This window comes from Lelliottia sp. F153, assembly GCF_002870005.1.
Taxonomy (GTDB): domain Bacteria; phylum Pseudomonadota; class Gammaproteobacteria; order Enterobacterales; family Enterobacteriaceae; genus Enterobacter; species Enterobacter nimipressuralis.
Genome location: NZ_PKFT01000006.1, coordinates 101,240 through 121,673, shown reverse-complemented (window position 1 = coordinate 121,673; position 20,434 = coordinate 101,240). Strand labels below are relative to the sequence as shown.

At 54.8% G+C, this 20,434-nt stretch carries 15 protein-coding genes; 5 read left to right on the top strand and 10 right to left on the bottom strand.

Annotated elements, in window-relative coordinates:
• Positions 1–146: 146 nt before the first annotated feature.
• Both F153LOC_RS15025 and F153LOC_RS15020 read left to right on the top strand, forming a co-directional pair.
• Complete coding sequence (locus F153LOC_RS15025) at positions 147–956, top strand: Cof-type HAD-IIB family hydrolase (RefSeq protein WP_102105183.1); 810 nt, start codon at positions 147–149, stop codon at positions 954–956.
• Between the two features lie 156 nt (positions 957–1,112).
• Positions 1,113–2,369, top strand: coding sequence for a DUF1479 domain-containing protein (locus F153LOC_RS15020; RefSeq protein WP_102105184.1), 1,257 nt, complete (start codon positions 1,113–1,115; stop codon positions 2,367–2,369).
• Here the strand turns inward: F153LOC_RS15020 and F153LOC_RS15015 are convergent.
• Complete coding sequence (locus tag F153LOC_RS15015; RefSeq protein WP_146003472.1) at positions 2,366–3,439, bottom strand: LacI family DNA-binding transcriptional regulator; 1,074 nt, start codon at positions 3,437–3,439, stop codon at positions 2,366–2,368. The genes F153LOC_RS15020 and F153LOC_RS15015 overlap by 4 nt on opposite strands.
• A 288-nt stretch (positions 3,440–3,727) precedes the next feature.
• On the opposite strand from F153LOC_RS15015, the gene F153LOC_RS15010 reads away from it, so the two are divergent.
• A complete protein-coding gene (locus F153LOC_RS15010; RefSeq protein WP_102105185.1) occupies positions 3,728–5,029 on the top strand; it encodes an MFS transporter in 1,302 nt (433 codons plus the stop codon).
• Positions 5,030–5,046: 17 nt separating this feature from the next.
• Complete coding sequence (locus F153LOC_RS15005) at positions 5,047–7,410, top strand: TIM-barrel domain-containing protein (protein ID WP_146003471.1); 2,364 nt, start codon at positions 5,047–5,049, stop codon at positions 7,408–7,410.
• A gap of 118 nt (positions 7,411–7,528) precedes the next feature.
• On the opposite strand, the gene F153LOC_RS15000 is transcribed toward F153LOC_RS15005, so the two are convergent.
• Positions 7,529–9,124 (bottom strand): ABC-F family ATPase, encoded by a 1,596-nt coding sequence (locus F153LOC_RS15000; protein WP_100777078.1) that lies wholly within the window; start codon positions 9,122–9,124, stop codon positions 7,529–7,531.
• Positions 9,125–9,347: 223 nt separating this feature from the next.
• On the opposite strand from F153LOC_RS15000, the gene ldtB reads away from it, so the two are divergent.
• Entirely contained in the window at positions 9,348–10,268 is a 921-nt protein-coding gene (ldtB, locus tag F153LOC_RS14995; RefSeq protein ID WP_102105187.1) for a L,D-transpeptidase, read from the top strand.
• Positions 10,269–10,316: 48 nt separating this feature from the next.
• Here the strand turns inward: ldtB and F153LOC_RS14990 are convergent, their stop codons facing one another.
• From F153LOC_RS14990 to F153LOC_RS14955, 8 genes are all read right to left on the bottom strand, one after another.
• Entirely contained in the window at positions 10,317–11,033 is a 717-nt protein-coding gene (locus tag F153LOC_RS14990; protein ID WP_100777080.1) for a GntR family transcriptional regulator, read from the bottom strand.
• A 16-nt stretch (positions 11,034–11,049) separates the two neighbouring features.
• Positions 11,050–12,372 carry a PTS sugar transporter subunit IIC gene (locus tag F153LOC_RS14985; RefSeq protein WP_102105188.1) on the bottom strand — a complete coding sequence of 441 codons (1,323 nt, stop codon included), beginning with the start codon at positions 12,370–12,372 and terminating at the stop codon, positions 11,050–11,052.
• A gap of 51 nt (positions 12,373–12,423) precedes the next feature.
• Positions 12,424–13,800: a glycoside hydrolase family 1 protein gene (locus F153LOC_RS14980; RefSeq protein WP_102105189.1), complete on the bottom strand. Its 1,377-nt coding sequence runs from the start codon at positions 13,798–13,800 to the stop codon at positions 12,424–12,426.
• Between the two features lie 201 nt (positions 13,801–14,001).
• Positions 14,002–15,138 (bottom strand): fimbrial protein, encoded by a 1,137-nt coding sequence (locus F153LOC_RS14975; RefSeq protein WP_233210366.1) that lies wholly within the window; start codon positions 15,136–15,138, stop codon positions 14,002–14,004.
• Between the two features lie 12 nt (positions 15,139–15,150).
• A complete protein-coding gene (locus tag F153LOC_RS14970; protein ID WP_232730984.1) occupies positions 15,151–15,873 on the bottom strand; it encodes a molecular chaperone in 723 nt (240 codons plus the stop codon).
• Between the two features lie 12 nt (positions 15,874–15,885).
• A complete protein-coding gene (locus F153LOC_RS14965; protein ID WP_102105190.1) occupies positions 15,886–18,372 on the bottom strand; it encodes a fimbria/pilus outer membrane usher protein in 2,487 nt (828 codons plus the stop codon).
• 87 nt (positions 18,373–18,459) lie between these two features.
• A complete protein-coding gene (locus F153LOC_RS14960; protein WP_102105191.1) occupies positions 18,460–19,005 on the bottom strand; it encodes a fimbrial protein in 546 nt (181 codons plus the stop codon).
• 361 nt (positions 19,006–19,366) lie between these two features.
• A complete protein-coding gene (locus F153LOC_RS14955) occupies positions 19,367–20,257 on the bottom strand; it encodes a LysR family transcriptional regulator (RefSeq protein WP_158238466.1) in 891 nt (296 codons plus the stop codon).
• Positions 20,258–20,434: the final 177 nt, after the last annotated feature.

The following is a 20,434-nucleotide window of genomic DNA, read 5'->3' as shown; positions in this document are numbered from 1 at the left end:
TCCCACGCGGGAGAGGCTGAGCACACTAACAACAGCAACCCAAGGGTTGCTGTTTTGCGTTTACTTTCATTCGAAATAAATTTGTGGTTCGGGTCACATTGTTATTAGAATGTTGCTGGTCGCAGTAATATTCTGGAGAGCAATGTATGACCGTAAAAGTTATCGTCACCGATATGGACGGAACTTTCCTTGATGATGCCAAGCAGTACAACCGTGACCGCTTTATGGCGCAATTTCAGCAGCTTCAGGCCCGGGACATTGAGTTCGTGGTCGCCAGCGGAAACCAGTATTACCAGCTCATCTCCTTCTTTCCGGAACTGAAAGAACAGATCTCCTTCGTGGCGGAAAACGGCGCGCTGGTCTTCGATCATGGCGAACAGATTTTTCACGGCGAACTGACGCGTCACGAATCGCAAATCGTGATTGGCGAATTACTGAAAGACAAACAGCTTAACTTCGTCGCCTGCGGGCTGGAGAGCGCCTACGTCAGCCAACACGCGCCGGACGAGTTTGTCGCGCTGATGTCAAAACACTACCACCGCTTACAGCGCATCAGCGATTACCATGAGATCGACGACGTGCTGTTCAAGTTCTCCCTGAACCTGCCGGACAGCGACATCCCTGGTCTTATCGACAAACTGCACGTCTCTTTAGATGGCATCATGAAACCGGTCACCAGTGGCTTTGGCTTCGTCGATTTGATCATTCCCGGCCTGCATAAAGCGAACGGGATTAGCCGCCTGCTGAAACGCTGGTCGGTCTCTCCGCAGGAGTGTGTGGCCATTGGCGACAGCGGCAACGACGCGGAAATGCTGAAGCTGGTGAAATACTCGTTCGCCATGGGCAACGCGGCGGAAAGCATCAAAACGATCAGCACCTTCAGCACCGATGACAATAACCACCAGGGCGCGCTGAATGTTATTCAGGCCGTACTCGACAAAACTGCTCCGTTTTAACCTCTGATTCCTCCCTGCCGGGGCGACGCTCCGGTACCTCACTCTTTTTTCATCCTGTGCTGGCCGTCAAGTTTTTAAACTTGCATTAACTTATCTTTAACTTAAAGTATCACTTGTAGATACTTTTACTTTCGAATGAAAGATAGCGAGGCAGTTATGACCTTCTCCAGTGAAATTTTGCCTGCGGACCACAAAGCCGCCATTCGCCAGTTAAAACGTGAATTACGTGCCCAGATCGGCGACGTTCAGGCCGTTTTTGACCGGCTCAGCGATAAGATTGCGACACGCGTGGCGGAAATTAACGCCAAGAAGAATAACGGTGAAACCGTCTGGCCTGTGATTCCGTTCGAGGACGTAAAGAACGGAACGATTACCACGGCCCAGCGTGAAGCGGTAAAACGCCGCGGCTGTGCGGTGATCAAAGGTCACTTCCCGCGCGAGCAGGCGCTGGCGTGGGATAACGCGATGCTCGACTATCTCGATCTCAACCAGTTTGACGACGTGTACAAAGGGCCGGGTGATAACTTCTTCGGCACCTTAACCGCGTCGCGCCCGGAAATTTTCCCGATCTACTGGTCGCAGGCGCAGATGCAGGCGCGTCAGAGTGAAGAGATGGCGCAGGTACAGTCGTTCCTGAACCGTTTATGGACTTTTGAGAGCAACGGCAAACAGTGGTTTAACCCGGACGTCAGCGTGATCTACCCGGATCGTATTCGCCGTCGCCCACCGGGAACCACCTCTAAAGGGCTGGGAGCGCATACGGATTCCGGCGCGCTGGAACGCTGGCTGCTGCCGGCCTATCAGCAGGTGTTTGCCCGCGTGTTTGACGGCAATGTCGATCAGTACGATCCGTGGAATGCGGCGCACCGCACCGAAGTCGAAGAGTACACCGTGGATAACACCACCAAATGCTCGGTGTTCCGTACGTTCCAGGGCTGGACTGCCCTGTCGGATATGATCCCGAATCAGGGGCTGCTGCACGTGGTGCCGATCCCGGAAGCGATGGCCTACATTCTGCTGCGTCCGCTGCTGGATGATGTGCCGGAAGACGAACTCTGCGGCGTCGCGCCGGGTCGCGTTCTGCCGATTTCCGAAAAGTGGCATCCGCTGCTCATCGACGCGTTAACCAGCATTCCGGCACTGGACGCGGGGGATTCCGTGTGGTGGCACTGCGATGTGATCCACTCGGTCGCACCGGTAGATAATCAGCAGGGCTGGGGTAACGTGATGTACATTCCTGCCGCCCCGATGTGCGAGAAAAACCTCGCCTACGCGAAGAAGGTGAAAGCGGCACTGGAAACCGGCGCTTCTCCGGGCGATTTCCCGCGCGAAGATTACGAAAAAAACTGGCAGGACCGCTTTACCCTGAACGATCTCAACATCCACGGTAAACGCGCCCTCGGCATGGCCTAAGCGTCGTACAGCCCTTCCCGCTCCACGGCGGTGCGTCTTTTCCCCTGACGTATCCGCCGTACCGACTCCCGCACCGCCAGCGTGCCGTTCAGTAATAAGGTTCCAACCGGCGCATCCGGGCGCATGAGCCTCTGCTGGAGCATATGCACCGCTTCGGTTCCCAGCTCGTCGCGCGGGACATGCACCGCCGTTAAGGGCACATCCTGAATCGCAGCCAGATTAAAACCGTCGATACTCATCACCGACACATCCTGCGGGACGCGCAGGCCGTGCTTCTGCAGCGCGCGAATGGTGCCCTCCGCCATAAAATCTCCGCCGACCAAAAAAGCGGTGGGCAGCGCTTTTTCCGGCATCTGACTTAGCCACTCGCTCACCTGCTGCTCGGTCTCTTTGGCACTGAAACTGGGGACCACCAGCAGATCGCGTTTGTCATTGAATTTCAGATTATGCCCCTGCCATCCGTCGCGGATCCCCGCCAGGCGCAGCTCCATGGTGTAGCGCCGCAGGCACAGGACGTTCATCACTTCCCGGTGCCCCATCTCGAACAGATACTCCGCCGCGCGCTCGCCAATGGCGCGATGATCGGGAGCCACGGCGGGCAACCGCATCCGCTGATCGCGGCAGTTAATCAGCATGCAGGGCTTACCGATATCGACGGCCAGATCGTGAATATGCGGATCGTCGATACCGAGCAAGATCGCCGCCTGGGTATCCGCTTCATTCATACGCGCCAGGAAAAGCTGCGCGTCGCTGTCGTTCTCCTCCAGCGCGCAGTAGCGGAGCCTGACTTCATGTGATGCCAGCCCTTTGCTCACGCTCTGGATCACGCGGTAGTAAAAGATGTCGGACCGCTCGTCAAACGCGCGCTGCGGAGCAAAGACCACCAGACTGTTAAGCAGCAGTCGCCCGGCCGCCATGCCGTCCATCACCCCCAGCTCCCGCGCACAGGCCAGCACTTTAGTACGTGCTTTTTCGCTGGTATTGGACTTCCCCGCCAGCACGCGGGAAACGGTGCTAATTGAGAGCTGGGTACGGGCGGCAATTTCCGCGATTTTGAGTCTTTTATCCATTTTGTGATCTCGCTCCATTTGCCAAATGAAAAAATTTTCATAGCGTGAGATTGCGGTAACAGCAGGCTTAAAAGGCATCATGCCAAAATAAGCTGCGCAGTTATGAGAAAGCTTGCACAAAATCCGCTATTTCCCACTCATTTTCTCCCTTAAGGTGAACTTGTCACACCACTTCCATACTAGTTGTATAGCAACTTGAAGTCATAAAACTGATAACGATCAAAGGCATAAAACAGGTGTGACACCCGATACGTTCATCCCCCTACCGTCCGTCTTGTGGAGAGAAAAATGAGTCAGGACATCAATACCCCTGTCGTGGCAAGTAAAGCCCGCCGCGTCATCAAGAATCTGCGCTGGTATGTGCTGGTGCTGTTTTTACTGGGCGTCACCGTTAACTACATCACCCGTAACTCGTTAGGCATCCTCGCGCCGGAGCTGAAAGAGAGCATGGGGATCACCACCGAGCAGTACTCGTGGATCGTGGGTGCTTTCCAGATTGCCTATACCCTCTTCCAGCCTCTGTGCGGCTGGCTAATCGACGTGATTGGCCTGAAGATTGGCTTTATGGTGTGCGCCGGGATTTGGGCGCTGATGTGTATTTTCCACGCCGGTGCCAGCAGCTGGCTGCATCTGGCAGTGCTGCGCTTCTTTATGGGCGCGTCCGAAGCGGCCGCCACACCGGCGAACGCCAAGACCATCGGAGAATGGTTCCCGAAATCAGAGCGTCCGGTGGCCGCCGGTTGGGCTGGCGTTGGCTTCTCCATCGGCGCGATGCTGGCCCCGCCTATCATCTACTTTGCCCATGCCTCTTTTGGCTGGCAGGGTGCGTTTATGTTTACCGGCGTACTGGCGCTGCTGTGGGTGATTCTGTGGTGGGCGTTCTACCATAACCCGGAACAGCACCCGAATCTGGGCAAAGACGAGCTGGCGTTTATCAAGCAGGATAACGAACCGCCTGCCGTGAAGATGCCGTTCCTGACTGCGCTGAAGACCGTCTCCAAAAACAAACGTTTTTACGGCATCGCCATTCCGGCGTTTATGGCGGAACCGGCCTGGGCCGTGCTGAGCTTCTGGGTACCGCTGTATCTGGCGAAAGAGCACGGTATGGATCTGAAACAGATTGCGATGTTCGCCTGGCTGCCGTTCCTGGCCGCCGATCTGGGCAGCGTGGCCAGCGGCTACCTCACCCGCCTGTATACCCGCTGGTTCGGCTGCACTCGCGTGAACTCGGTCGTTGCCAGCTCCGTCACCGGTGCCCTCCTGATGATCTCCCTGGCCGCCGTGGCGATCACTCGCGACCCGTACGTCACCATCGTGCTGATTTCGATTGGCGGTTTTGGCCACCAGATTATCTCCTGCATGTTAAGCGCCCTGGTGGTGGAGTCGTTCGACAAAGGCCAGATGGCCACCGTCAACGGCATGCGCGGCTCGGCGGCGTGGATCGCAAGCTTCTTGTTCTCTCTGTTAATTGGTGTCACCGCCGACAAAATCGGCTTCAACCCGCTCTTCATTGCCATGGGCTTCTTTGACCTGATTGGCGCATTTTTCCTGGTAGCATTTATTGCTGAACGTCGCGCCAAGCGCGCCTGATAGTGGATGTATTGCATATGAAAACCCTGAAAAACTGGACCCTTCTTGAACAGTCCGCGAACCATCTGGAACTGCTCGTCGATAATCAGCACCGTCTGTGTCTGTATGTGCTGGAAGAGAATCTGTTCCGCGTGCTGATCAAACGCAAAGGCGAGCTGTCGCTGGATAAAACCTGGAGTATCGCGCCCGCTCAGGACGTGCCGTGGGAGGGTCGCCAGCGCGATGATCTCAGCGGATTTAGCTGCCCGACGTGGACGCTCATGCAGCAAGACGACACGCTTATTGTCGCGACGGAACAGCTGCGCGTCATCGTCCACCAGCCTCTGTGGCTGGAGTGGCACTACCGCAATGAGGACGGTGAATGGCTGGAGCTGGCGCACGACCGCCCGACCAGCGCGTACCTGCTGAATGCCCACGGCGACGGCGCGGCGCACTATCTGAGCCGCCGCAAGGACGAGCGTTTTTACGGTCTTGGTGAAAAAGCGGGTGATTTGCAGCGCAACGGTAAACGCTACGAGATGCGTAACCTCGACGCGATGGGCTATAACGCCGTCAGCACCGACCCACTGTACAAGCACATTCCGTTCACTATCACCCGCCGCGACGACGTGAGCTACGGTCTGTTTTACGACAACCTGAGCAGCTGCTGGCTGGATCTGGGTAACGAAATCGACAACTACCACACGGCATATCGCCGCTGGCAGGCGGAAGCGGGCGATATCGATTACTACATCTTTACCGGTAAACGCGTACTGGACGTGACCAAAGCCTTTGTCCGGCTGACCGGGAAAACGCTGTTCGGCCCGAAATGGAGCCTCGGCTACAGCGGTTCGACCATGCACTACACCGACGCACCGGACGCGCAAAACCAGCTGATGAACTTTATCCGCCTGTGTGAAGAGCATGCGATTCCGTGCGATTCGTTCCAGCTTTCGTCCGGCTATACCTCCATCAACGGCAAGCGCTACGTCTTCAACTGGAACTATGACAAAGTGCCGCAGCCGAAGGTGATGAGCCAGGCGTTCCACGACGCGGGGCTGAAACTCGCGGCAAACATCAAACCGTGCCTGCTGCAGGACCACCCGCGCTATAACGAAGTGGCGGAGCGCGGGTTGTTTATCCGTGATTCAGAAACCGATGCACCGGAACGTTCAAGCTTCTGGGATGACGAGGGTTCTCACCTCGATTTCACCCATCCGCAGACCATCAAATGGTGGCAGGAAGGCGTGACCACGCAGCTGCTGGAGATGGGTATCGACTCCACCTGGAACGACAACAACGAGTTTGAAGTCTGGGACGGCGAGGCGCGCTGCCACGGTTTTGGCCAGGAGATTGCTATCAAGCATATTCGGCCGGTGATGCCGCTGCTGATGATGCGCGCCTCGATGGAAGCCCAGCAGCGCTTTGCGCCGGATAAACGTCCGTACCTGATCTCCCGCTCAGGCTGCGCCGGGATGCAGCGCTACGTCCAGACCTGGAGCGGCGATAACCGCACCAACTGGGACACCCTGCGCTATAACACCCGTATGGGGCTGGGGATGAGCCTCTCCGGGCTGTTCAACGTCGGCCACGATGTCGGCGGTTTCTCCGGCGATAAGCCAGACGCGGAGCTGTTTGTGCGCTGGGTTCAGAACGGCGTCATGCACCCGCGCTTCACCATTCACTCGTGGAATGACGATCACACGGTGAACGAGCCGTGGATGTATCCGGGCGTAACGCCGGCGATCCGTGGCGCAATTGAGCTGCGCTATCGTCTGCTGCCGTATCTTTATACTCTGCTGTGGCAGGCCCATGCCGATGACGAGCCGATGCTGCGTCCGACTTTCCTCGATCACGAGCATGATGCCCAGACATTCGAAGAGTGTGACGATTTCCTGCTCGGGCGCGATCTGCTGGTTGCCAGCGTCGTTGAACAAGGCCAGCGCGAGCGCCGCCTCTGGCTGCCGGACAACGAAACGGGCTGGTACGATTTTTACACCCACGAGTGGTTCTCCGGCGGCCAGTGGATCGTCCGCGATGCGCCGCTGGAAAAACTGCCGCTGCTGGTACGCGCCGGGGCCGGTCTGCCGCTCAGCGAACGCATTACCCATGTGAGCGCCGGGAAAGATGATACCCGCGAACTAAAACTGTTCCCGGTGAAGGGCGTGGGTACAACGTCGGGCCTGCTGTTTGAGGACGATGGCGAGAGCTGGGGCTATCAGAAAGGAAATGCGCTGTGGCTGGAGTGGGAGATGGTGTGCGATGGCACCACAATCAATCTGAAGGCCGCGGCACGCGGCGATTATCGTCCGGCGTGGCACGCGCTGAAGGTGTCGTTACCGGTGGGCGAGAAGCGTAAATTGTTGATTAATGGTGAAGCGTGCAGTGAGTGGGCACGGTAATCACTGAGTGCCGGGTGGCTGCTGCGCCTTAGCCACCCTGCGCGTTCGGTGCGATGTAAAACACCCATAAAAAACGGCAACCCCTGGGTTGCCGTTTTGCTGTTGCCTGATAGACCGGTTAGCCTTCGATGCCTTTGCTGCGCAGGTAATCTTCATAATTACCGGTGAAGTCCACGATGCGTTCCGGTGTGATTTCAATCACGCGGGTCGCCAGGGAGCTTACGAACTCACGGTCGTGGGAGACGAAGATCAGGGTGCCCTGATACATTTCCAGCGCCATGTTCAGGGATTCGATAGATTCCATGTCCAGGTGGTTAGTTGGTTCGTCCATTATCAGGATGTTAGGTTTTTCCATCATCAGCTTACCGAACAGCATGCGACCTTTTTCACCACCGGAGAGCACTTTGGCAGGCTTTTTGATGTCGTCCTGGCTGAAGAGCAGACGGCCCAGAATGCCGCGCACGGCCTGCTCGTCGTCGCCTTCCTGCTTCCACTGACTCATCCAGTCGAAGACGGTCAGATCGTTTTCGAATTCAAATTCGTGGTCCTGCGCGTAGTAACCGAGCTGGGCGTTTTCAGACCACTTCACGGTACCGTTATCCGGCGCCAATTCACCCACCAGGGTTTTCAGCAGGGTTGATTTACCCACACCGTTTGCGCCCAGTACCGCAATCTTCTCGCCCACTTCCAGCAGCAGATTGAAGTTTTTGAACAGCGGACCGTTATCAAAACCTTTCGCCAGCGCTTCCACTTCCAGTGCGTTACGGAACAGTTTCTTGTCCTGCTCGAAGCGAATGAACGGGTTCTGACGGCTGGAGGCTTTCACTTCGTCCAGCTTAATTTTATCAATCTGACGCGCACGAGACGTCGCCTGACGAGATTTAGAGGCGTTAGCACTGAAGCGGCTGACGAAGGATTGCAGGTCAGCAATCTGCGCTTTTTTCTTGGCGTTGTCAGACAGCAGACGCTCGCGCGCCTGGGTGGCAGCCGTCATGTACTCGTCGTAGTTGCCCGGATAAACGCGCAGCTCGCCGTAGTCCAGGTCGGCCATGTGGGTGCAGACCATGTTCAGGAAGTGACGGTCGTGCGAAATGATGATCATGGTGCTGTCGCGATCGTTCAGCGTCTGCTCCAGCCAGCGGATGGTGTCGATGTCCAGGTTGTTCGTCGGTTCATCGAGCAGCAGAATGTCCGGGTTTGAGAACAGCGCCTGCGCCAGAAGCACACGCAGTTTCCAGCCCGGTGCGACTTCGCTCATCAGGCCGTAGTGTTGCTCAACCGGAATACCGACGCCGAGCAGCAGTTCACCGGCACGGGATTCGGCAGAGTAACCGTCCATTTCGCCGTAAAGCACTTCGAGATCGGCCACTTTATAGCCGTCTTCTTCGCTCATTTCAGCCAGACCGTAGATGCGGTCGCGCTCTTGCTTCACTTCCCACAGTTCCCCGTGTCCCATGATCACGGTGTCGAGCACAGTAAACTCTTCGAAGGCGAACTGGTCCTGACGCAGCTTACCGATACGCTCGTTCGGATCGAGCGACACGTTGCCGAGCGTCGGCTCTAAATCGCCGCCGAGGATTTTCATGTAGGTGGATTTTCCGCTACCGTTGGCACCAATCAGGCCGTAACGGTTGCCGCCGCCAAATTTGACGGAAATGTTTTCGAACAGCGGCTTACTGCCAAACTGCATAGTGACGTTGCTGGTAACTAACACGGGGAGATTCCTGCGAAAAAGTGTGATAAACACGGCATTATGCCACAATTCCGAATTGAAATCCCGTGTTGCAACCAACCACTAAACTTTAACAAAATCGAAAAAAATGTGATTTCGTACACATCTGAATTCCATGCGCGAGGGAATGCACATATAATGCGCTCCCATCAATGATTCAGACTCATCAACTAATCGCCAGAGTGGCAAAGATACCTCGCATAACATGAATATGAAATTATCAACGCTTTTTGCGGCGGCGTTAGCCGTAGTAGGTTTTTGCAATACCGCTTCTGCGGTGACTTATCCGCTGCCGACAGACGGTAGCCGTCTGGTGGGTCAAAACCAGGTGGTTATTGTTCCGGAAGGCAACTCCCAGCCGCTGGAATATTACGCCGCTGAATACCAGCTGGGCCTGTCCAACATGCTCGAAGCAAACCCGGGCGTTGACCCGTATCTGCCGAAAGCCGGTACCGTGCTGAACATTCCTCAGCAGCTGATCCTGCCGGACACCGTCCACGAAGGTATCGTGATCAACAGCGCTGAAATGCGCCTGTATTACTACCCGAAAGGCACCAATACCGTGATCGTTCTGCCGATTGGTATCGGTCAGCTGGGCAAAGACACCCCGCTGAACTGGACCACCAAAGTAGAACGTAAGAAAGCAGGCCCAACCTGGACGCCAACCGCGAAGATGCACGCCGAGTACATCGCTGCCGGTGAGCCGCTGCCAGCCGTTGTTCCTGCCGGCCCGGACAACCCTATGGGTCTGTACGCGCTGTACATTGGTCGTCTGTATGCGATCCACGGCACCAACGCCAACTTCGGTATCGGCCTGCGCGTGAGCCACGGCTGTGTGCGTCTGCGTAACGACGATATCAAGTTCCTGTTCGAGAATGTGCCGGTCGGTACCCGCGTTCAGTTCATCAACGAACCGGTGAAAGCGACCTCTGAGCCAGATGGCAGCCGCTATATCGAAGTGCACAACCCGCTGTCTACCAGCGAAGATCAGATCAACAATAACGAGATCGTGCCGATTACCCTGAAGAGCAACGTGCAGGCTGTCACCAGCCAGGCCGACGTTGAATCCACCGTTGTGGATCAGGCGGTACAGAACCGTTCCGGTATGCCGGTACGTCTGAACTGATTGACTCAGCTTCAAACAAAAAAGCGGGCTGCTTAGCCCGCTTTTTTATTACCCGTTATTCACGATGACGATTCCACCGTGATCGTACCGGTAGTGGCAATGGGCGTATTCCAGCGGCGTGCCATCCTCCAGATAGATCACCTGCTCCACCTCCAGCACCGGGTCGGTTTGCTCGCAGATCAGATGCTGCATATCCAGCGCGTTCGGTTTTAGCGCCCGCACCACCCGATATGACCCCATAATTTTCAGCCCCAGCGTCTCCTGCACGTACTGGAACACCGAGCTTTCAAGATGGGTTTTATTCAGCCCCGGCACCAGATTCAGCGGCATGACGGTGGAATCGAGCGACATCGGCTCACCGTTGAGGCTGCGCAGGCGAATAAAATCATAGATCGGCGTATCGGCGTTTATCATCAGGGAGGACTGCTCTTTCTCGTTCGGAAAGCGCAGTTCGAAATGGACCACTTTACTGCTCACCGTGCCCAGATGTTCCCAGGTTTTAGTAGCGCCGAAATAGTCGCTACCGGAGAGATCCCACTGGGAAAGCTGCAGGAAGTTTTTACGAATGAACGTCCCCTGCCCCTGTCGCGTATAGACCAGCCCTTCCACAATCAGCTGGCGCATCGCCTGCTGAATGGTCATCCGGCTGGTGCTGAACTCCGCCGCCAGCGCAAACTGGTCCGGCAGCGGTTCATTGGCGGCATACTGCTGGCTAATAATGCGTTTCTTAATTTCCCGCGCTATGGTGATGTACTTCGCCGCCATCGCCTTTTCCTTATGATTAATCCGCTATCGCACTGTTTTTCAATGCCACCCTCTCAGCAATCTTGAGGAAAGGCAGGTAGAAGAATACACCAAATACAATGATTGCCAACTGAACCACCACCGCCCGCCAGTCCCCCGCCGTCGCCAGCCAGGCGCTGAGTATTGGCGGCGTGGTCCAGGGGATCATCACCACACAGCGCGACATCAGGCCGAGCGTGGTACACAGCCAGGCAAAGTAAATCCCTATCGCTGGCAGCAGCACAAACGGAATCATCAGCGGCAGGTTAAAGACAATCGGCAGGCCGAAAATCACCGGTTCGTTGATGTTAAACAGCCCCGGAGCCAGCGACAGCCGCGCCACCTGTTTGGCCGATTTTTGCCGTGAGAAGATAAAAATGGCGATCAGCAGCGAGATGGTGCTGCCCGTTCCGCCAATCATCCCGAACGTCGGGACAAAAATGTTATTGATGATATGCGGAATCGGCTGCCCGTTGGCGAAGGCCAGCATGTTCTCATTGGTGTTGATTAACAGGAACGGTTCCAGAATCACGCTGTTCACCACCGACTGGTGAATACCCAGCGTAAACAGGAAATTACCGAAGCTGTAGATAAAAATTGTGCCGGGCAAACTGGTATTAATGAGTCTGAGAGGCTGCTGGATAAAATGGGTGATCAGGTGAATCAGATCCGTATGCAGCACGTTCGCCAGCAGCGCCGCCAGAATGGCGAACAGGGAAAGCGTGATGATCGTCGGGATCAGCGCGGTAAAGGATTTGCTCACCGCAGGCGGGACGTTCTCGCCCAGCGAAATGTGCAACACTTTCAGGCGCGAAATCGCAATAAACACTTCCGTTGAAATCAGACCAATCAGCACCCCGGCAAATATGCCCGTTGAGCCGATATTGCTGAACGTCAGCACCTGGGTGACATTCACCGGCGCCTGACTGCCGATGGGCACCAGCTGGAGCTGCATCGGCATCATAATGATAAAACTGCTTACGGCGATAACCACTGCCGAAACCGGGTTGTCGAAATCTTTGTTGCGCGCCAGCGACCAGGCAATCATCGGGGCGAGTAACAACGCCGCGATGTTCAGCGTGCCGTTGATGATCGCCTCACCCCACACCTTGAAGTGGGCGAGCGTTTCCCCTTCGAACACCCACGGAAACACCACGTTATTCACCAGCACCGCGAGACCGGCAAGGATGAAGATCGGCATTACCGTGGCGAAGGCGTCGCGTAAGGAACGTAAGTGCACCTGGTTTGCCAGGCGCGCGGAGAACTCAACAAATCTGTCGACAAACGACTGCATCGCAGGTGTAATTTTTGTATCAGACATAGCGGATATTCCCATCAATCAGTCACAAAAACCGGTCCGGCAGCGTAAGGCTTACAGCTCGCTTCCGTTGCTATGAATAGCCTGTTTTAACCACGCGTAGCTCTTTTTCGGCACACGTTTCAGATCCTTGAGATCGTGGTTTTCACGGTTGACGTACACCACGCCGTAGCGTTTACGCATATCGCCCTGCGAGCTGAGAATGTCGATCAACCCCCAGCCGAGGTAGCCTACCACCTGCGCGCCGTCTTCAAAGATCGCCGCTTTCATCGCCTCGAAATGCTTGCGGTGATAATCGATGCGGTAATCATCTTCTATCGGATTCACCCCGTCCCAAGACTCAATTACCCCGATACCGTTTTCAATCGGGAAGACCGGCAAACGCCAGTCGTTGTAATAGCGGGTGATAATGGTACGAAAACCGAGCGGATCGATTTGCCAGTTCCATTCGGTGGCTTTCAGGAACGGATTGTTCTTCTCGCCATGGGCCAGGTAGTAGTTCACCGGCGTGCCTTCCGGAATCGGGTCGCTGTCGAGGGTTTTACTCGCGTAGTAGCTAAACGCCATAAAGTCGTTTTTGGTTCGCGCCAGCAGGGCCAAATCGTCCTCACGATAGATATCCCCAAATCCTTGCTGTTCAACCACTGCCATCACCGCCGGGCTGTAGCCCTGACCGGCAAAGACGCGCAGCAGATTCTGGTTGAGGAATTCGTCGTACTGCTGAGCGCAGAAGATATCGCGCGGTTTGCAGGTGGCCGGATAGATCAGCTGATGCGCCAGCATGCCGCCCATCAACTGCCCCGGTTTGGCCTGGTGCAGGTACTCCGTCAGCGCCATGTGCGCCACCATCGTATGATGCTGGATTTCGTAGAGTTCACGCAGGGTTTGCTCGCCCTTCATGTAGCCTGAGACTCTGAACGCTTCCGGCATATGGAAAATGTTCTGCTCGTTAAAGGTCAGCCAGTACTTCACCCGGTCGCCGTAGCAGTCGATCATCTTTTTGCCATAGCGCACAAACGCGTCCAGCACCCGGCGATCGTTAAACCCGTTGTACTCCTGCGCCAGGGCCAGCGGCATGTCGAAGTGGTACAGGCAGACCATCGGCTCAATGCCGCGCGCGATGAGATCGTTGATAAAGCGATCGTAAAACGCGATGCCCTCTTCGTTGAATTCGCCGTCACCCTGCGGGCAGACACGGCTCCAGGAGATCTGGAAGCGGTAGCAGTTCATGCCCAGATCCTGCATCAGGTCGAAATCTTCCTGGTAGCGATGATACGAATCGGTAGCGACTTTCCAGTCAGAGGCATTTTCCCCGGCTTCGCGAATGTCATACACCGACATCCCTTTTCCGCCCTCGTTCCACGCCCCCTCGGTCTGCATACTGGAAACCGAGTTACCCCATAAAAAGTTAGCTGGCAGTGATTGCTTCATGGTTTCTCCCTATATGACTAGTCATTTAAATTTCATGACTAGTCATATAGGCAAAGATGAAAAATCAAGCAAACGAAAGGATCGTTTTTTGTGAGCGGGATAGAAATAAAGAAGCCGGAAAGCCCTGCTGTTTATCTAAAAACAGCACAGGGTTCTCTCGGATTCGATCATTGTAGAAAGTGATGAACGCTAACCTTTGCCCTAGTAATACGTGATCGTGACATTCACTTTTGCCGTAAAATCCCCGGAAAAGGTATTGTCATTTGCGTCGGTTATCTCGGGGGCTGTCTGTATGGCCGCCGCCTGGAAAAACGCCGTATTTTTCCCTTTCTGCCCCACACCAATGTTCTGCTTCACGCCCATTCGCACCACTTTCCCTTCACTGTTATAGAGACCCACTTCGAGGCCTTTCAGCTTTTGACCATTTTGCACGCTGACTGCCGAGATCGTGTCTCGTCCGGCAAGGACGGTGTAGGGCTCATCAAAGGTAAACTCGACATTGTTGGTGTAGCTGCTGCAGGTAAAATCCATGCCAAAACGGGTCATCTTCCCTTCACGCGGGAATGAACCGCTGCTGCTTTTGCGAAATTCCCCCAGGTCCACAGTCTGATGTTTGTTATCCAGCGAGCACGACGGCGCTGCCATATAGACGCCCGATCCGAGCGGCACGTCCACGCTTGAGGCGCCGCCCAGGCCGTCAATGGAGAACGTGAGGTGCGCCCCCGGCGGAATGACCGCTTCTGAGCGGTAATCCACCCAGCCCAGTTTAATCAGCTCCACGCGCATCGATTCGATGGCGAAATTGTATTTATTATCAAACCGGTACAGGGTTTTGCCGGCGTTGTACTGGGCACCAAACTGCACCAGCGTGGAGTCATCTTTCCCGTTAATAATCGGGTATTCCACACCGAGGCGTTTCCCCAGCACCATACGGGCAGACGGATAGCTGTCCGGCGGGGTCTCTTCGCTTAACGACACCGCCTTGATGTACATCTTCATTTTGATGCCGTTGTTGGTGGTCTGCGCCTCTCCGGTCCAGTCCAGCGCCTTATCATTCACCGTGCTGAGGCTGAGGGTGATGTTGCCGTCGAAATTCGCCGGGGCGTCCAGGTCCTGGCCGTCCGAGGTACAGGACAGGCGCATGTTGGGCAGAAACTGCGCGTAGTCCAGCGACAGCACGACGGTGTAGTCGGGTGTTTCTTCGTCCACCGCAATCGGGTTTTCCCGGGTAAAGGGGGCGAACGGCAGCGCCCCCCCGGTGTCAATATCACAGTGCAACGCCCCTGCCCAACTGAAGGCAGGCAGCAGACACAACAGCAGGCTACACAAGAGTTTCATAATCGCTGTCCGTCAGAATGTCAGGGACTGATGCTGAACCGGGGATTCCCCCCCGAAATCATTCATCAGCGAATAATTGAGCGTGCCCGCTTTACCGCTCACGCCCGCCGGCAGCGCGTAACGCATTTCGCCTTTGGCCGGTACCATGCTCCTTTTATCCGCAACGGGCTGCGCGCTGCCGCCAGTCGTGACCGAAAGCTCAGAGAAGCTGGCGTAATACTGCGTCGGGTTTTTCACTACCAGCCAGGCTTTGCCGCCGTCGTGGCTCACCTGCCACTGCAGTTTACTGACCGTCTCAGCCGGTTTTTCGGACAGCGTCGTCGGGCGCAGGAAGATTTTCAGACGCGTGCGCACCGCCACCTGCAGCTGGTTGCCTTTCACTTTGCTGACCGGCGGCACTTCCTGGATCCACAGCCAGTACACCGACTCCCGGTCCTGCGGAATGCGGCCCGGCAGGATAACCATACGCAGCTTCCCTTCGCGCCCGGCCCCGATTTTAAACAGCGGCGGCGTGAGGATGAGCGGCAGGTTTTTATCGCTGCCTTTCAGGTCTTCCACCCACGACTGAACCAGGTAGTCCTGGGTGGTGTCGTCGTTGAGTAATTTAATCGACGTTTCTTTATCACTTTCCAGGGCCACCACGCGGGTCAGCGCCGGGCGCACCGCCGCGGAGGCGGCATTCGTCAGTAACAGGAGGCTCATCAGAGCGGGAACGGCAAGTTTAGTGAATTTCATGATGTTCTCTGCTTAGCGGCAAACCGCATTAATTTGCTGGTACCAGGGCTCAGAAGGGCCGCCGGCATCCGGTAATGTGAACTGGCACTGAGCGTGATTGCCCAGATCCACATGCAGCGTTGCGCTCCCGTCGGCCAGAATGCCGTTGAGGTACAACAGTCCGTTATCGGCCACCATGCCGACCTGCTCCTTCTCCTGCCACGCACTGGCGCCAAACGGGGCGGGTTTGCCGTCCGGGAGTGATAACATCACGATCGCACGGCGTCCTACTTTGGTCTGAAAACGGCGCACAACCACGGCGCCGTGGGTCGGAATGACGTTCTGCCCGGCATCAATCAGCTCGACGTTGTCGGCGGCGTGACGCGTGTCGAGCGACAGCGGGTTATCACGATAGGCCGACACCGACGGCACCACGGCACGGCCCCAGCGGTTGGTCGAGACCCCCGGCTGGCCTTCCACGCTGATGTCCCTGGCGCCCGGCGTTTCGATAATCGCGATGGTGTCCCCCAGCTGCTGCGAGAGCACGAGACCGTCACCGTAGGCGACCACGCCGCCGGAGGCGCCTGCCGAATACTGGCTGCTGCCCCGGCTGGTGCTGGCGCTGACGTTCATGTTGACCATGCTGTTGCGATACGCCATCGACGCGGCGGGCGAATACCCGCTGCTGTCGTGCTGGGCCGACACGGAATAGCTCAGGGCATTGTCCAGCTCCGTTCCGGACACGGTCGCCATCTGCGAGCCGCTGTCATGATTGCTGCTGTTGGTGCTCACCGACAGGGTGCGGCTGTTGCGGTCGCCCGCATCGAGCGGTATCGATAAGTTAAGCGAGAACTGGCGGTCATCATCACTATCGTCACCCGCGTCGGAATTTTTCTGATAGCTGTAGTTCAGACTGACGTTCACAAATTTAATCATGAAGCTGTAGCCCAGCGTCAGGGAGGTGTCGCGCGCATCCGAGTCGTAGTAGCTGTCCTGTTGCAGGGTCAGATAGCCGTTGCCAAAATCGCCCATCCCCTGGTTAAGGGTGGCCTGCACTTCGTTTTTGCGGTGACTGCGGCTGTCGCTGTCGCCCCAGCGCCAGCTGGCATAGTCCGGGAAATCCATAAAATCTTTGCTCTGATAGCGAAACCCCATCACCTGCAACGAGGTGTCGGTGCTGTCAAAACGCCGGGCGTACAGCAGGCGCAGCGCGCGGCCGTTGTCACTGATGTCTTCGTCCCCGGTGCTGTCGCTGTCAGTTGCCGTCTGGTGACGCTCCAGCGCCCAGTCGAGCGACACGCTGCCCAGCACGCCGAGGTTGACCGCACTGCTCAGGGCCATGGACTGATACCCTTCCCCCGCCACAATCAAATCGCTCAGCGTGAACCGGTCCCAGCCGTACTGCAGGCTGCCCTGCCCCACGAGGGGCTGATAAGAAAGCCCGTCATCGCGATAGCGGCCCGCGCTCAGGCTGTAGCGCCAGGTGCCGGGGCGCAGCATGTTCGGCAGCGCGGTGTACGGCACCGTGAACTGCTGTTTGCTGCCGTCGCTCTCTTCCACCGTGACGTCTAAATCCGCCCCAATCTGACCGTTATTCAAATCTTTAATCGCGAAGCTGCCGGGGGCGACGGTTTCACTGTAGATAATGTTGCCGCGCTGGCGGATAACGATGCGGGCGTTACTGCGCGCCACGCCGCGGATCACCGGCGAGTAGTTAAAGGTGTCCGACGGCAGCATCTGGGCGTTGGTCTCCAGCGTCACACCCCGCAGGGGTAAAATCCCCAGCACGTCGCTGGAGGTGCTGGCATACACGTCCCCGGCGGTAAAACGGGAAACCAGCGCCGCAATATCCCGCTCGGCGTAGGCGCGGTCGTGGTTCTGCTCCCAGCCCAGGTCAGATTTGTTAAACGTATCAAAGCTGTAGAAACGCCAGCTCCCGAGGTTTACGCCGGAGTTCAGGCTCAGGTAGGCATTGTCGCTGCTGCCCGAACCAGAGTCGTCACTGTGGTTGTCGGTGTGATACACGTAGCCTGAATAGCCCAGACGCAGGGCATTGACCCCGTTATCCCACAGTGACGGGTCGATCATCTCGGTCTGGCCGGCCACGCTGGTCGCCGCCTGCGGCGCGCTGATAACCAGCTGCTGCATCGACTCGTCGTAAGTGATCAGGGCGTCCGGCCATTTCTTGAGGAAGTCGTAACAGGTTTCATTCCCCGCTTTCGCCAGTGCGTCGAGATGCGTGTCCAGCCCCATCTGGTGCAGCAGCGCCTGAGTCAGACAGGGCGTGGCGCTCTCACCGGCTCGGGTGGCAATAAATTCAACTTTGGTTTTAAACAGAATATGACCATTAAGGACGATATCGGCGGTTTTGACACCCGCGTCCACCTGGTCCGGGTGATAAAATTGCTCGGGAATTTCCTGGGAATCTTTGCGCAGGAAGTCAGCGTCAAAGGCGCTGTCACTGGCTGCTGCCAGAGAATAAGATGAAACTAAAGCAGACGCTAAAATGAAAGCCTTCATTATTAAATAGGAATGATGTCTTTTCAAAAGAGGCCTGCTTTTTCATCACAAATGATTAACCAGAAAATAAATTAAATAACAGGGAGATTAATTATAGGTAATATCGACAAAGGTTTTCGCTTTGACATTACCGGGGGTGACGGCCGGCGTGGCCGAGTTAGCTTTATAGGCCACTTTAAATTTAAGCTCGGTGTCGCCCGCACTTAATGCCTGGGACTGAGAAGGCATACCGCCGTTAATATCAACCAGCGAGACGCCGTCATTCTCTAAAATAGCAACACCCACGCCATCAGCAGGGCCGTTGGTTTCGGTGTTCTTCAATATTTCGTTATCGAGGGTGTCGGGCGTGCCGCTGAAAGCCACGCGGGCATTTTTCATGGTGGTGATATCACAATCCTGCAGGTTGATAGTGAAGTCCTTCATGCCTGCATAACCCCCTGCGCCATTAAAGGAGTTAGGGCTTACGGTCGTCAGTGTCATCACTGAAGAGGTAGACGCCATACCGTTAAAGCCCTTAAGGGTACAGGCCGATGCAGTCACTTTACCGGTGAAGGTGATGTCGCCATCCGCAGCAAAAGACGATAAAGGCGCTACGCATAACAATGATACAAGATAGGTATTTAACTTTTTCATAAAACCACACTTAATAAGTAAAAGGGATATTCAATTAAGATTAATTGAATGAATGACAATAGTATCCCTGGCAACTTAAACCATGTAGTGAGATATACTTAAGGACTTATGAAGGAGCACTAATGCTGTTAATTATTTTAAAACAGTGGAAGGTAACACACTAAAATCATTGGGGATTTCTAAATGTCACGAGGGAGAGTTAATAGACTTACCACAAATACTCAATCACACTTACTTTTTTTGCATCATAACAATAACATTTTTCACATAATTAACTAACAACAAGGTATTTTCCGGAAAAAAGTTAATGTACAGATCTCAGCGAAGACCCTTGGGCATGATATTGACGCTGCGAAAACATTTAATTCATTTTCTTAATTTTTTCCAGCAAATACGCTTTCTCGACAGGACGAAAGGGATCTTTCAGATAGTTAATATAAAGGCTGGTATTTTGAATGTTCAACTTGAAGTTATAGCTTAATGTTTTGATGTTGAAGGCGAGGTTTAACTTCAGATAGATATTTAATGGTACAACGCAAATCAATTCACTGACTTCAACGATAGCCAGGAGATCAAGGTAGTTATGACTGCTAAACAGTGCGCAATGCGCATTGCTAAATTTAGTTTGTGTATCAACACCAGACGGTGACGTCTGAACCGCATGTTTCTCCTGACAAAACTCTTTATGGCTAATTGACTTCAACAGTCTGGGATGATTATTGCTGCAAACAATCACATAGTCCTCTTTGAACAACCGTTTAGAGAAAATATCTTCATGCTCAAGAGGGGCATAATCTAAAATGACATCCACTTTATTATTAAGAAGGATATCCTTTTTATTCTGTACTGTTGACGGAAGAGGCAGATGTACCAAAGGGAATGGTGCTACATTCTGCATTGACAGAAAAGCAAGGGGCGTCACGATGGTAGCAATATGTGATTCACAGGAAAAAACAAAACGGAGATTGTCTGGCTCTTCATTGTTCATAAAGCTATTTGGCTGCGACTTGTACAGCGATGCCTGTATTTCATTATATAACATAATGGCGAAAGCAGTAGGCACCATCGCTTTCTTATCGTGTATAAATAGCAAATCATTATATAAAACCCGCAGTTTTCTTATCGCCAGATGAACACTTGAGTAGGATATATTCAACGACGCTGCGGCATGGCTCAGGTTTTGGGTTTGCATAACCATATCAAAAATTTTCAGTCGTTCGGCTTCCACCTTTTCTGTTTTAAAAGAGAGCATAAGACGTTCCTTGACATACCTTTCATGATTAATATTTTCGAGAGCTTTATTTCGTCCCTTTAGAACGTTCAATTTTTGAAAATGCTCTTCTGGCACCATGTCGTTCAATCGCGGGTGACTTCGTTAAATATAATAAAGTGCGCTGTCTGTGAGAATATGCCCAAAGGTTACCACCAG

Excerpts from the sequence above, each read along its gene's own strand:
- F153LOC_RS15025 (WP_102105183.1), top strand. The coding sequence starts at position 147 with ATGACCGTAAAAGTTATCGTCACCGATATGGACGGAACTTTCCTTGAT.
- F153LOC_RS15020 (WP_102105184.1), top strand. The coding sequence starts at position 1,113 with ATGACCTTCTCCAGTGAAATTTTGCCTGCGGACCACAAAGCCGCCATT.
- F153LOC_RS15015 (WP_146003472.1), bottom strand. The coding sequence starts at position 3,439 with ATGGATAAAAGACTCAAAATCGCGGAAATTGCCGCCCGTACCCAGCTC.
- F153LOC_RS15010 (WP_102105185.1), top strand. The coding sequence starts at position 3,728 with ATGAGTCAGGACATCAATACCCCTGTCGTGGCAAGTAAAGCCCGCCGC.
- F153LOC_RS15005 (WP_146003471.1), top strand. The coding sequence starts at position 5,047 with ATGAAAACCCTGAAAAACTGGACCCTTCTTGAACAGTCCGCGAACCAT.
- ldtB (WP_102105187.1), top strand. The coding sequence starts at position 9,348 with ATGAATATGAAATTATCAACGCTTTTTGCGGCGGCGTTAGCCGTAGTA.
- F153LOC_RS14990 (WP_100777080.1), bottom strand. The coding sequence starts at position 11,033 with ATGGCGGCGAAGTACATCACCATAGCGCGGGAAATTAAGAAACGCATT.
- F153LOC_RS14985 (WP_102105188.1), bottom strand. The coding sequence starts at position 12,372 with ATGTCTGATACAAAAATTACACCTGCGATGCAGTCGTTTGTCGACAGA.
- F153LOC_RS14980 (WP_102105189.1), bottom strand. The coding sequence starts at position 13,800 with ATGAAGCAATCACTGCCAGCTAACTTTTTATGGGGTAACTCGGTTTCC.
- F153LOC_RS14975 (WP_233210366.1), bottom strand. The coding sequence starts at position 15,138 with ATGAAACTCTTGTGTAGCCTGCTGTTGTGTCTGCTGCCTGCCTTCAGT.
- F153LOC_RS14970 (WP_232730984.1), bottom strand. The coding sequence starts at position 15,873 with ATGAAATTCACTAAACTTGCCGTTCCCGCTCTGATGAGCCTCCTGTTA.
- F153LOC_RS14965 (WP_102105190.1), bottom strand. The coding sequence starts at position 18,372 with ATGAAGGCTTTCATTTTAGCGTCTGCTTTAGTTTCATCTTATTCTCTG.
- F153LOC_RS14960 (WP_102105191.1), bottom strand. The coding sequence starts at position 19,005 with ATGAAAAAGTTAAATACCTATCTTGTATCATTGTTATGCGTAGCGCCT.
- F153LOC_RS14955 (WP_158238466.1), bottom strand. The coding sequence starts at position 20,257 with ATGCTCTCTTTTAAAACAGAAAAGGTGGAAGCCGAACGACTGAAAATT.